General features: G+C 70.5%; 11 protein-coding genes and 1 pseudogene. 6 read left to right on the plus strand and 6 right to left on the minus strand.

What is annotated here, in order from left to right; all coding sequences use genetic code 11:
• From VGW35_08700 to VGW35_08715, 4 genes are all read left to right on the plus strand, one after another.
• A partial coding sequence (locus tag VGW35_08700; GenBank protein ID HEV8307735.1) for an SAM-dependent methyltransferase occupies positions 1-325 on the plus strand: 325 nt, incomplete at its 5' end.
• Between the two features lie 174 nt (positions 326-499).
• Positions 500-901 (plus strand): SRPBCC family protein, encoded by a 402-nt coding sequence (locus VGW35_08705; GenBank protein ID HEV8307736.1) that lies wholly within the window; start codon positions 500-502, stop codon positions 899-901.
• Positions 902-1022: 121 nt separating this feature from the next.
• On the plus strand, positions 1023-2096 hold the full coding sequence (locus VGW35_08710; GenBank protein HEV8307737.1) for an alpha/beta fold hydrolase: 1074 nt from the start codon (positions 1023-1025) through the stop codon (positions 2094-2096).
• Between the two features lie 9 nt (positions 2097-2105).
• The gene (locus tag VGW35_08715; GenBank protein HEV8307738.1) at positions 2106-2702 is read left to right on the plus strand and encodes a gamma carbonic anhydrase family protein; all 597 of its coding nucleotides are present in this window, start codon (positions 2106-2108) and stop codon (positions 2700-2702) included.
• Between the two features lie 113 nt (positions 2703-2815).
• On the opposite strand, the gene VGW35_08720 is transcribed toward VGW35_08715, so the two are convergent.
• The 6 genes from VGW35_08720 to VGW35_08745 all read right to left on the minus strand — a co-directional run bounded on the left by VGW35_08720 (position 2816) and on the right by VGW35_08745 (position 10928).
• The gene (locus VGW35_08720; protein ID HEV8307739.1) at positions 2816-4081 is read right to left on the minus strand and encodes an amidase; all 1266 of its coding nucleotides are present in this window, start codon (positions 4079-4081) and stop codon (positions 2816-2818) included.
• 128 nt (positions 4082-4209) lie between these two features.
• Entirely contained in the window at positions 4210-5442 is a 1233-nt protein-coding gene (locus tag VGW35_08725) for an amidohydrolase family protein (protein HEV8307740.1), read from the minus strand.
• Between the two features lie 22 nt (positions 5443-5464).
• Positions 5465-7945, minus strand: a complete 2481-nt coding sequence (locus VGW35_08730; protein ID HEV8307741.1) for a branched-chain amino acid ABC transporter ATP-binding protein/permease — start codon at positions 7943-7945, stop codon at positions 5465-5467.
• Positions 7945-8817, minus strand: coding sequence for a branched-chain amino acid ABC transporter permease (locus VGW35_08735; GenBank protein ID HEV8307742.1), 873 nt, complete (start codon positions 8815-8817; stop codon positions 7945-7947). The genes VGW35_08730 and VGW35_08735 overlap by 1 nt, the downstream gene beginning before the upstream one ends.
• 40 nt (positions 8818-8857) lie before the next feature.
• A complete protein-coding gene (locus VGW35_08740) occupies positions 8858-10051 on the minus strand; it encodes an ABC transporter substrate-binding protein (protein HEV8307743.1) in 1194 nt (397 codons plus the stop codon).
• The gene (locus tag VGW35_08745) at positions 10026-10928 is read right to left on the minus strand and encodes a DUF2459 domain-containing protein (protein ID HEV8307744.1); all 903 of its coding nucleotides are present in this window, start codon (positions 10926-10928) and stop codon (positions 10026-10028) included. Before VGW35_08745 ends, VGW35_08740 begins: the two co-directional genes overlap by 26 nt.
• 754 nt (positions 10929-11682) lie before the next feature.
• Here VGW35_08745 and VGW35_08750 point away from each other — a divergent pair.
• Both VGW35_08750 and VGW35_08755 read left to right on the plus strand, forming a co-directional pair.
• The gene (locus VGW35_08750; protein ID HEV8307745.1) at positions 11683-12048 is read left to right on the plus strand and encodes a hypothetical protein; all 366 of its coding nucleotides are present in this window, start codon (positions 11683-11685) and stop codon (positions 12046-12048) included.
• A gap of 150 nt (positions 12049-12198) precedes the next feature.
• Positions 12199-12357 (plus strand): annotated as a pseudogene (locus tag VGW35_08755) (SDR family NAD(P)-dependent oxidoreductase).

Below are 12357 nucleotides of genomic sequence, written 5' to 3' on the forward strand. Positions count from 1 at the left end.
CCACCTCAAGACCTGGCGTCGGAACGGCGGCGAGCCCCGGATGGGACGGCAGCTCCGCGCGCTCTTCAACGCCGCCGGCGTCAGTGACCTCCGGATCACGGCCGCGGTGTGGTGCTACGCGACGCCGAGCGAGACCGTGGAATGGGGGGAGTCCTACGCCGAGCGCCTCCTGACTTCCCCGATGGGCCAACGCGCCGTCGAGTACGGGTACGCGTCCCGGTCAGATCTCGAGGCGATGGCCGCCGCTTTCCGGGGCTGGGCCGTTCACCCCGACGCGTTCTGGGCCTTCATCCACGTCGCGGCCCTCGCCCGAAAACCCGGGTGAACCCGGGAGCTGGAAGGAGATCACTCGCTCGAGCTGGCGCATTGCCTGTCTTCGGCCAGCCGAATTTGTCCTCTCACCTCATGACCTCATCCGCCCTGAGCAGGAGCGACTGCGGAATCGTCAACCCCAGCGCCTTGGCAGTCTTGAGGTTGACATCTCCAGTGAGGTATCGCAATGGCTGAAATGAGCGAGGTGCGTCACCTGAGTGTGTCGATCGCGCGAAGCGCCGAGCTCGTCTACGACTTTCTGTCCGATCCAGCTAGCTTTCCGAAGTGGGCATCAGGGCTGGGTACGCTGAGCCGAGTAGACGGGCGATGGGTAGCGCAGACGCCCGACGGTCCAATGCAAGTTCGCTTCTCCGAGCGAAACGCATTCGGAGTTCTGGATCATTGGGCTACGCCACAGCCCGACGTTCAGATCTACATTCCACTACGCGTCGTAGCCAACGGCGAAGGATGCGAGCTGATCTTCACCCTCTTTCGCCAACCGGGCATGGACCAAGAGAGGTTTGAAGCCGATGCCGAATGGGTGAAGCGTGATCTCAACGCCGCCAAACACCTTCTAGAGGGAGCATGATGCCTAACCAGCCATTGGAGACGGACCTTCGCCAGCGAGCTTCGCTCGCCGGCTCGGCCCCTCAATGGCGTCGTCAGCCGCAAGCCAATGAAGGGTGCGCCAAGTAACGAAGGAGACCGACATGAGGCTCATCAAGGTCCTTACCTGGCCAATCTGGAGTCTGGCATTCACCCTGACGGCCCTTCCGGGCCTGGCCGCCGACTACCCGGCGCCGAAGGAGGGCAGCTGGGTGGTGCGCGACTTCCGCTTTCACACCGGCGAGGTCCTGCCCGAGTTGCGCCTCCATTACACAACCGTGGGCGCGGCCACCGGCGAGCCGGTGCTCATCCTGCACGGCACGACCGGATCGGGCGCCGGCATGCTGAGACCCGTGTTCGCCGGCGAACTCTTCGGCCCCGGGCAGCCGCTGGACGCCAGCCGTTACTACATCATCTTGCCGGACGCCATCGGCACCGGCAAATCCTCCAAACCCTCGGACGGCCTGCGCGCGAGCTTCCCGAAGTACAGCTACGACGACATGGTCCATGCCCAATACCGGCTGGTCACGGAGCACCTGGGCGTGCGGCATCTGCGGCTCGTGCTGGGGAACTCCATGGGCGGCATGCACACCTGGATCTGGGCCCAGAGATATCCTGACTTCATGGACGTTGCGGTGCCGATGGCGTCGTTGCCGACCGAGATGTCCGGCCGCAACTGGATGACGCGCCGCCTCATCGTCGATTCCATCCGCAACGACCCGGAGTGGATGAACGGCAACTACACCAAGCAGCCACGCAGCCTGCAGTTCGCCTCGGTGTTCTACGGCATCGCCACCAACGGCGGGAATCAGGCGCTCTACAAGGCGGCGCCGACGCGCGAGAAGGCCGACCAGCTCCTCAACCAGCGCCTGAGCGCGCCGTTCCGCGGTGATGCCAACGACCACCTGTACCAGTGGGACGCGTCGCGCGACTACAACGCCTCGTCGGGCCTGGAGCGCGTCCAGGCGGCACTGTTGGCGATCAACTCGGCGGACGACGAGCGCAATCCGCCGGAGCTCGGGCTGCTGGACCGCGAGATCAAGCGCGTGAAGGACGGGCGCGTGCTGCTGATTCCCGGTAGTGACCAGACCGCCGGCCACGGCACCACCTTCCAAGCGAGATTCTGGAAGCAGGACCTGGCCGAGCTGCTGCAACGCGCGCCGCGCCGCGCGAAGTAGCCCCGCAACATGCTTCTCACCCATCTTGGCCAGATGCCACGAGTCGAGCCGAGCGCGTATGTCGCGCCGACAGCGACCGTGTGCGGCGACGTTGCGATTGGTGCGCACTGCCGGATCATGCACGGGGCCTCGATCGTCGCCGAAGGCGGTCGAATCGAGATCGGCGAGTGCGGCATCGTCATGGAAAACGCCGTCGTGCGTAGCACCGGCCGTCATTCCACCCGCATCGGCAGCCACTGCCTGATCGGGCCCAACGCGCATCTGGTGGGGTGCTACGTCGAGGATGAGGTGTTCATCGCGACGGGCGCAGCCGTCTTTCACGGTGCCCGCCTCGGGAAGGGCTCGGAGGTGAGGATCAACGGAGTCGTCCACCTTCGATCCAGCCTGCCGCCTGGCGAGACAGTGCCGATCGGATGGGTGGCCGTCGGTGACCCGATCAAGATTCTTCCTCCCGACCGGCACGAAGATATCTGGGCGGTCCAGAAACCGTTGAACTTTCCGCTTTTCGTCTATGGCTTCGACCGGCCGGACGCCGATATGGTGAAGATCACGAAGCGTCTCTCAGATGCGTTGGCGTCACACCGGGATGACGCCGTTGTTTCCTGATCCCGCCGTGCAGCGTTGGACTCCAGCATCGGCTGGACGGTGCCGAGATCGCCGAACGGAAGGTCGCGTTCCCATCCGTAGACGGGCCCGGGAGTGACCGGAAGGAGCCGGGGCTACGGAGGTGGTGCGGCCCCTTGAGGGCGCCGAGCCGGGACGGGACCCGGCGCGGCCACGAGTCTCCGGGCGAGGGCGAGCAGGGAGAGGTCGGCGCCGCGGGCCCCCACCAGCGACAGCCCCAGCGGGAGGCCGTCGAGCTCGGCCAACGGCAGGCTGACCTGCGGGAGCCCGCCGAGCCCGGCGAGGCACAGGAGGTGCATCGCCTGGTGCCGGTAGCGGACCTCGATGTCGTCGACCGGCGTCTGCTTGCGCGGCGCCACCCGGGGTGAGGTCGGCAGGCAGAGCACGTCGCCCGCGCCGACGACCGCGTCGAGCCGGGCCCGAATGGCGCGGTGCCGCGCGGTGGCGGCATCGACGTCCGCGGGCGCCACGCGGGCCGCCCACTCGAAGCGCTCCTTGATCCCCGGTCCGAACGCGGGCCTCGTCCGCGTGATCCACTCGCCGTGGTTCGCCCAGATCGCCGCCGCCTGGAGCACCCGGAACGTCTCGAACCACGCCGGCAGCCCCTCGGCGCTGACCGTCACCTCCACGGGCGGCCCGAGACGTCGCGCGATCTCGGCGACCGCCGGGGCGAGCGCGCCGGCCACTCGCGGCTCGACCAGGCCGAAGGCGTCCGTCGCCACGAGCAAACGGCGGGGCGGGGCCGGCTCGGTCGTCGAGTCGTCCAGCAAGACCCGCCCTACCCGCTCGAGCACCTCGGGATCACGCGCGAACCACCCCACCACGTCGAAGGGCGGGCCGAAGGGGATGACGCCGTCGAGCGAGACGCGCCCGACCGTCGGCCGGAACCCGAGGATCCCGCAGTAGCTCGCCGGCAGCCGGACCGAGCCGCCGCAGTCGGTCCCCAGCGCGAAGTCGACGAGTCCGGCGGCCACCGCCGCCGCCGAGCCGTTCGACGACCCCCCCGGGATGCGGTCGGGCGCCCGCACGTTGAGCGGGGTGCCGTAGTGGACGTTCTCCCCGGTGAGGCTGTAGGCGAGCTCGTCGGTGTGCGTCTTCCCGATCATGCGCGCCCCGGCATCCAGGAGCCGTTGCACCGCGGTGGCCGTCACGTCGGCCGGCTCGTGCGTGCGGAGCCAGTCCGGATGGCCGAACCCCGTGCGGGCGCCCGCGATGTGGAAGACGTCCTTGACCCCGAAGCTGAGCCCGGCCAGCGGACCGCTCGGTGCCCCCGCCAGGGCCACGTGAGTGTGCCGGCAGAAGGCCCCGATCGGATCGTCGAAGGGCAGCGGGCCGGTGTCGCGCGCCGCCGGCGGCGTCACCCCAGAAGATCCTTCAACTTGGGGTGGGAGCGCCTGCTGCCGCTCCCCCCCAAACCCCCCCACCAGCAACCAGCTGTGTCGCGTGGCCCGCGCAGGGCAACCTCCCGCATCAAGTCCGTCACGGACTCTCAGCTCGGCCGCAAGAGCTGGGGGCGCTCGCGCCGGAAGGTCATCCGCCCGCGCTTCAGACCGAAGAGGGGCGTGGCCACCTCGGCCACGGCCGCCTCGGTCGAGGCGCAGTCGAGCACGACCAGGTCGGCCGACTTGCCGACGGCCAGCCCGTAGTCGTCGAGGCGCAGCAGCCGGGCCGAGCGCCGCGTGATCATCTCGAAGCAATCCCGCGCGCCGTCGCGCTTGCCCACCTGAGCGATGTTCGCGTAGAGGTTGGCGATGCGCACCAGCGAGCAGTCGCCGAAGGGGGTGAACGGGTTGAGGATGTTGTTGCTCGACAAGGAGCAGTTCACGCCGAGCGCGAGCAGCTTGTGGACGGGCACGACCCCCCGCAGGACGCTGTGCTCCTGGTGGCGGCCCATCAGGTAGAGGTCGGTCGCCGGGAGGACAGTCAGCGCCACGCCGGCGCCGGCGGCGCGCCGCCCGACCTCTTCCAGGCGCTTGGGCGGGACCACCGACAGCTTGGTGACGTGCCCCACCGCGACCCGGCCGCCGTAGTGGTACCGCTCCGTCTGCGCGCAGACGTACTCGATGTCCCAGTCGTCGGCCGTGTGACCGAAGTCGAGGTGCATGTCGATGTCGACGTCGAACTCGCGGGCCAGCTCGAAGACGCGGTCGATCTGGCCCTTGGGATTGCTGTCGGTGTAGGGCGCCGCCCCCACCGCGCGGGCGCCTTGCCGGAGGGCGGCCACCATCAGCTCGTCGGTCCCCGGATTGTTCAGGAGCCCCTCCTGCGGGAAGACGCAGATCTGGAGGTCGATGCCCCACCGGTACTCGTCGACGAGCGGGCGCACGCCCTCGAACCCGCGCAGGCCGATGCCGGGATCGACTTCGAGATGGGTGCGCATGTGCGTCGTGCCCTGCAGGATGGCCTGCTCGAGCGTCGCCGCCCCGCGCCGGTGGACGTCCTCGGCGGTGAACGCCTTCTTGGCCGCCGCGACCTGGCCGATCGCCTCCTCGAGCGTGCCCTCGTCGGAGCGGCAGCGGTCCAGGAGCCGGGACTTGTCCAGGTGGATGTGCGTCTCGACGAAGCCGGGCGACACCAGCCGGCCCTCGATGTCGATCTCCCGGCCAGGGGCCGACAGACGCGGGCCTACATGGGCGATGCGACCGCCCTCGATCCCGATGTCGGCGAGCGCGGCGGGATCCGCCGCGCCCGCGATGCGCGCGTTCCTCAGGATGAGATCCATGACCCGACCTCCTCTCGTTGTCTCACACCGCGCCCAGATAGGCCTGCTCGACGACGGCCTGGCCGCGAAGGGCGGCCGCCGGGCCCTCGTGGACGATCCGCCCGGACTCCATGACGTAGCCACGGTCGGCGACGGCCAGGGCCAAGGTCGCCATCTGGTCCACCAGCAGGATCGTGGTGCCGTCGTCGCGCAGCTCGGTGAGGGCCTCGAACAGGCCCGCCACCAGCGTGGGCGCGAGACCCAGCGAGGGCTCGTCGAGCAGCAGCACGCGCGGTCGCGCCGCCAGGCCTCGGGCCAGAGCCAGCATCTGCTGCTCTCCCCCCGAGAGCAGGCCGGCCCGCGCGCCGAGCCGGGACCGGAGCGCGGGAAACCGCGCCAGCAGGCCTTCGAGCTCCCCGGCGCCGATCGGCGTGCCGCGGCCGTAGGCGCCGAGCCGGATGTTGTCGAGGACGCTGAGCTCCGGAAAGACCTGCCGGCCCTCGGGGACCAGGACGAGTCCGGCTCGGGGACGGGCGTGAGCCGGCAGGGTCGTCACCTCGCGGCTTCCGAGGCGCACCGAGCCGGCCAGCGGACGGTGCAGTCCGGAGAGCACGCGCAGGAGAGTCGACTTGCCGGCGCCGTTGGCCCCCAGCACGGCCACCAGCTCACCGGACCGCACCGCCAGATCGATCGCGCGCAGCACCGGCGCGGCGCCGTAGGCGGCGTCGAGCCGCTCGACGGCGAGGATCCGCTCCTCGCCCGGACGCCAGCCGCCCGGGCGGGGCCGCGTCGCCACGTCTCCCTCGCCGAGGTAGGCCCGCAGGACGGCCGGGTCCCGCCGCACCTCGTCGGGCGCGCCGCGCGCGATGCACCGGCCGGCGTCGAGCACGACCACCTCGTCCGAGACGCCCATCACGAGCCGCATGTCGTGCTCGATCAGCACCACGGCCACCCCGGTGGCCGCGATCCCGCGCAGCAGCCCGCCGAGGCGCTCGGTGTCCGCGGAACCGAGGCCGGCGGCGGGCTCGTCCAGCATGAGGACCTGCGGCTCGGCGGCGAGCGCGCGGGCGATCTCGACCAGCCGCCGGTCCACGTGGGGCAGCTCGTCGGCGAGGCGGTCGACCGGGCCGCGGTACCCCACGTAGGCCAGCAGACTCTCGGCCTCTCGCCGGAGCTCCGGGGCATCGCGGCGCCCCAGGACGGCGGCGCCGAGCGAGCCGAGGCGCCCGCGGCGCCGCGCGATGACGACGTTGTCGATGACGGTCAGGCGTCCGAAGAGCTGGCTCGTCTGGTACGTGCGGGCGATCCCGGCGCGGGCCACCGCGTGGGACGGCGATCCGGTGATCGTCTCCGGGCCGAGCGTCACCGACCCCTGATCGGGCCGGTAGAGCCCGCAGATCAGATTGAGGACGGTCGTCTTGCCCGCGCCGTTGGGGCCGATGAGGCTCGTCACCCGGCCGCCCCGGGCCGTGAAGGTCACGCCGTCGACGGCGCGCAGGCCGCCGAACGAGATGCCGAGGCCTTCGATCCGAAGCGGCGCGCCGGACGCCCGCTCGGCGAGGAAGACGGCCACGTCGAGGTCGCGCTGCGGGGCGGGCCCGGGCGGCCGCCGGCCGCGCAGGCGGGCGAGGCCTCCCACGATGCCGTCGGGGGCCAGCCACAGGACCACCAGCAGCAGACCCCCGAAGAAGAGCAGCCGATATTCGGCCAGACCCGCCAGCACCTCGGGAAGCAGGACGGCCACCAGGGAACCCAGGAGCGGACCGGCCACCGTCCCGGCCCCCCCGACGATCACCACGAGGAGGAACAGGATCGACTGGAGCAGCGAGAAGCTCGACGGGCTGACGAAGGCGGTCAACGGCGCGAAGAAGGCGCCGGCCACGCCGGTGACGACCGCCGACAGGACGAACGCGGTGGTGCGGACGCGCACGGAATCGAGGCCGATCGAGCCGGCCGCGATCTCCGAGTCGCGCACCGCTCGCATGGCCAGGCCCCAGGGGCTCCCCGCCAGGCGCTGGAACAGCAGCATGGCGACGGCGGTGAGGCCGACCACCAGCATCGCCAGCGCGCGTTCGTCGAAGCTCCACCCCAGGATCGCCGGCGGCGGGATGTTGAGCAGCCCGTTGGCGCCGCCGGTGAGACCGCGCCACTCGGTGGAGCCGTGCTCCACGATGAACGCGAAGGCGATGGTCACCATCGCGAGGTACGGCCCGCTCACGCGGAGCGCGGGCAGCGCCAGCAGCGTGCCCACCACGGTGGTGATGAGCGCGGCCGCCGCCAGCGCCACCCAGAAGCCGACGCCGTAGGTCGTGGTGAGGATGGCGACGGTATAGGCCCCGATGGCATAGAAGCCCACGTGACCGAGCGAGACCTGGCCGGTCAGCCCCAGCAGGATGTTCAGCCCGAGGCCGGCCATCGTGGTCAGCCCGAGCGTCGTCAGGATGAAGAGCTGATAGCTGTTCCCGAGCAGGGCCGCGGTCAGGGCCAGGGCGATGAGCCCGGCGGCGGCGGCGCGGGCGGCCATCACACCCGCTTCAGGGCGGCGCGCCCGAAGAGCCCGGTGGGCATCGCGGCCAGCGCCACGATCACGAGCGCGAAGGTCACGATCTGCGTGTAGGGCGAGCCCATCGAGGCGGTGACGAGCGCTTCCACCAGGCCGTACACGAAGCCGGCGACCACGACACCCCACGGGCTCGTGATGCCGCCCAGGATGGCGACGGCGAACGCCTTGATGCCGAACAGCGTCCCCATGTCGGCGGACACATTGAACAGGGGCGCGATGAGGATCCCGGCGACCCCGGCCAGGACGGTGGACACCGCGAAGCTGGCCGTGATCGCGGCTCCGACGTCGATGCCCATGAGCCGGGCCGCGTCCGGGTTCTGCACGACGGCCAGCATCGCCTTGCCGCGCCGGGTGCGCTGGGACACCAGGTGGAGCGCGACGGCCAGCGCCAGGCCGACCACGGGGATGAGGATCTGGAGCGGGTAGACCCCGAGCCCGCCGACGTTGATCGTCTGGCGGGCCAGGGGCGACGGCAGGCTCCGCGGCTCCTTGCCGTACCAGAACAGCGCCGCGTTCTCCAGGATGATGCCGATCGCCACCGTCGACATGAGCCAGGCGTTCGACCCGCCCCGGACGAACGGGCGGACCGCGAGCCGCTCGACGGCGATCCCCCAGGCCGCGCACAGCGCCAGCGCCGCCGCGATGGCCAGGGGGACGCCCCACTTGAGCGTGACGGCGAAGGTGTAACAGAGCACCGCCCCGAGCATCATCGAGCTTCCCTGCGCGAAGTTGACGGTGCTCGACACGGCGTAGGTCACGTAGAAGCCCAGGGCCAGGAGCCCGTACATGCTGCCCAGCCCGAGCCCCGAGACGAACGCCGAGAAGAGGAGCAGACGCTACCCCGCCCGGCGCCTTCCCGGCCCCGGCTGCTCCCTACTTGACCGGGACAATCTGGTCGCCTTCGTACCGGACCATGATGTAGTCGTTCTCGCTCAGCGCGTCGTGGTTGCCCGGTGAGAACGGCTTGACGTAGTTCTTGATCAGGCCGCGATGGGGCCCGATCTCGTAGAGCGCCTGGCGAATCTTGTCGCCGTCGGTGCTGCCCCCCTTGTTGATGGCGAGGGCCAGGAGCTGCATCGCGTCGTAGGCGTTGGCCACGCCCACCGGGGGGATGACGTCACCCGGGCCCTTGATGTCGGGGTACTTCGCCTTGAGGGCCGCCAGCACCTTCTGGCCGACCTCGCTCTGCGGTCCGAAGAAGCTGTAGGTCTGGACGAAGTGCACCTTGCCGGCCGAGGCCCCCGCCAGCTCCGAGAACCGTCCGCCCGAGATGCCCCAGTGCGAGACCACCGGCACCGACCAGCCCAGCCGATCGAGCGCCTTCATGACCTGCGCCCCTGGAGCGGCGCTCCCGATGAAGACGATGGTGTCGGCGTTGGCCGCTCGCAGGCGCGAGAGCTGCGGCACCATGTCGACGTCGGTCTGCTCGAACTTCTCGACGCCCGCCCGGGTGATCTTGGCCTCGTTGATGGCGGCGGTCAGTCCCTTCTCGTTCGACTCGCCCCACGGATTGTTGATCAGCATCAGCCCCGGGCTCTTGGTGCCGAAGGTCTTGATGGCGTACTGGACGAGCGCCTTGTCGACCAGCTCGTCGACGGCCGAGACCCGGAAGACGAAGTTGGGGCTCGCGCCGTTGCGCGTGATCGCGGTGCCGGCGGCCCACACCCCCATGAACGGAATCTTCTCCTTGTTGGCGATGGGCACGATGGCGAGAGAGACCGGCGTCTCGATGCCGCCGAAGAGAGCCACCACCTTCTCCTGGTGGACCATCTCCCGCGCGGCGATCTGGCCCTTGGCCGGGTTCGCCTCGTCGTCCCGCCGGATGAGCTCGATCGGCCGGCCACCGAGCACGCCGCCTCTGGCATTGATCTCGTCGATGGCGATGGCCAGGCCGCGACTGATCCCCTCACCCGACTTCGCCGATTGCCCCGACAAGGTCGCGACCAGCGCGACCTTCACGGGGTCGGCGGCCAGCGCCCCCGACCCCGCCCCGCCGCCCGCGACGACCGCCAGGACCGCCGCCCCGATGCCCCACGCCCAGCTATCCGTTCCTGTCCTCTCGCGCATTGACCGCCTCCTTCGTCAGCTTTGCCCGATCCGCGGGCGCGGAACGGTCCCCGCCCGATTGCTCGCGTCGCTCCCGAGGCAGCGTACTCCGGCCGGGTCCGCCCCGCAACCGTGCGAACCGCCGGCGCCTCATCCGTTCTCGTGGCCCGCCTGGGCGGGCGGGCGCGCCCGAAGGCCCCCGCACCACCCGGCCGCAGCGGCTCGCCTGCTCCAGCACGGCCTCGGCCGTGAGCGCGCGCCCGGCCGTCTCGGGACAGCCGCCGATGGCCAGGGCGCGGGCGGCCCAGGTGTTGGAGTTTTCCAACACGCGATAGTGCAACCGGGCCCGGTAGAACCAGCCCTGACCGTAGAGCGCCGGCGCCACCCGCACGAGACCGCCGCCGGCCTCCCGCGCGTACACCTCGCGGATGAAGCGGGCCAGGGCGTCGAGCCCACCCGACGCGAGCCGCACCTCGACCACCGGCGATGCCGCGAAGTAGTCGGCGGGCGGCGAGTCGAAGCCGGCCACGTGGAGTACGCTCGAGCGGGAGAAGAACGCGGCTCGGATGGCCATCCCGCTCGTGCCTCGAGGCGCGGGATAGAATTCGCCGTCGCCCCAGCCGACCTCCAGGAACCGCACGCGCCCGACGTCGGCCGCCTCGGGCCAGGCCTCGGCGGACACGTCCTCGCGGCGCAGCGCGAGGCCCACGTGCCAGCCGTGGCCCACGACCCAGACCATCTTGAGCGGCTCATCGGGCCGGAGCGGCCCGGGGCCGGCGGGGCTGGCGCAGCTGCCGGCCAGGAAGCCGGCCACGAGGCAGAAGGCCGCCGACCATCGGCCGACGGGCTTGACGCCCCACCGCCACGGGTGTTCTAGTGCGTCTACGTTCGAGGCCATGCTGATCCGGTGCGGGGCTGGCTCCTGCCGGGTCTTCCCCCAGAGTAGCCCACATGGCCGGGGCGCTGAACCGACCCGGCGCGAGCAGGCCGCTGTGCGCGCAAGGCCGCCGTTTCGAGAGGAGAATCCATGGAGACCGGGACCAGGCATGAGGATCTGACGCGGCGGCAGTTCGTGCGGAGCGCGGTGGCCGGCGGCGCCGTGGCGGCGGCCCGGTCGCCGCGGAGGGCCGGGGCCCAGACCAGGTCCAAGGTCGTGCTCAAGGCCATCTCGACCTGGGAGAAGCCGCTGGTGTGGAACAAGCCGCTCCTGGAACTGATGGCGAGGGTCGAGAAGAAGTCGAGCGGCGACCTGCTCATCGAGTGGAGGGGCGGGCCGGAGGCGGTGCCGGCGTTCCAGAGCGCGGAGCCGGTGTCCAAGGGGGTCTTCGACCTGGTCCAGACCTCGGGGACCTTCTACGCCTCGGCGGTTCCCGAGGCGAACGCCATGTACCCCGAGAAGGCCTCGCTGAGGTCGCTTCATGCCGCGGGAGCCGTGAAGCTCCTCGACGAGATCCACCGGGAGAAGCTCGGGGTCGTCTTCCTCGGTATCCCCTCGAGCGGGATCGGCTTCACCATCCTGACCAAGGCGCCGGCCCGGAATCTGGAGTTCTTCAAGGGAAAGAAGATCCGAACGGTCCCGCTCTACACGCCGCTGCTCAAGACGCTCGGCGTCGCCACGGTGACCATCGCCCCGGCGGAGGCCAGAGATCGGGATCGAGGAACGGAAGTTCCACGAAGTCGCGAAGTACATGCTGTTTCCCACCTACTACGACGTCCGCTCCTCCCTGCTCATGAACCGGGCGGCCTTCGAGAAGCTCCCGGCGGATCTGCAGAACCTCCTCGTCGAGACGGTGCGGGAGGTCGAGGAGTGGGGGGCGAAGGTCTTTCGCGAGGAGGCCGAACGGGAGCGGGACCGGCTCCGGAAGCAGGGAGTGGAGCCGGTCACCCTGCCGGACGCGGAGGCCAGGCAATTCTTGAAAATCGCGCCCGAGACGCTCTGGGAGCAGATCGTCAAGGACTCGCCCCGGCACGGCCCCCGGCTCCGGGAGGTCTTCACCCGAGCCGCCCAGCTGGGCTGACCCGGTGAGGCGACTGGCGGCGGCCTACGAGAGGCTGATCGCCGCCCTGGCCTTCGGGGGGGCGCTCCTGATGGGCGGGATGGCGCTCTGGATCACTTACGAGGTCCTCATGCGCTACCTCCTGGAGCGCCCGACCTTCTGGGCGGCGTGGTCTTCATGGGACGCCCCCACTACCTCCACTACGTGGCCAGCAAGGGCGCGGTCATGAGCATGACCCGGGCCATGGCCCGCGAGCTGGGCGATTTCGGCATCACCGTCAATTGCATCACCCCGGGCGCCACCTATACCGAGGTCCCGCGCGAGACCGTC

Source organism: Candidatus Methylomirabilota bacterium, assembly GCA_036005065.1.
In the GTDB taxonomy this organism is placed as follows: Bacteria; Methylomirabilota; Methylomirabilia; order Rokubacteriales; family DASRDR01; genus DASYQW01.

Bases quoted from the DNA above. Each gene is read 5' to 3' on its own strand.
- VGW35_08715 (HEV8307738.1), top strand. From the start codon at position 2,106: ATGCTTCTCACCCATCTTGGCCAGATGCCACGAGTCGAGCCGAGCGCG.
- VGW35_08710 (HEV8307737.1), top strand. From the start codon at position 1,023: ATGAGGCTCATCAAGGTCCTTACCTGGCCAATCTGGAGTCTGGCATTC.
- VGW35_08740 (HEV8307743.1), bottom strand. From the start codon at position 10,051: ATGCGCGAGAGGACAGGAACGGATAGCTGGGCGTGGGGCATCGGGGCG.
- VGW35_08725 (HEV8307740.1), bottom strand. From the start codon at position 5,442: ATGGATCTCATCCTGAGGAACGCGCGCATCGCGGGCGCGGCGGATCCC.
- VGW35_08705 (HEV8307736.1), top strand. From the start codon at position 500: ATGGCTGAAATGAGCGAGGTGCGTCACCTGAGTGTGTCGATCGCGCGA.
- VGW35_08730 (HEV8307741.1), bottom strand. From the start codon at position 7,945: ATGGCCGCCCGCGCCGCCGCCGCCGGGCTCATCGCCCTGGCCCTGACC.
- VGW35_08745 (HEV8307744.1), bottom strand. From the start codon at position 10,928: ATGGCCTCGAACGTAGACGCACTAGAACACCCGTGGCGGTGGGGCGTC.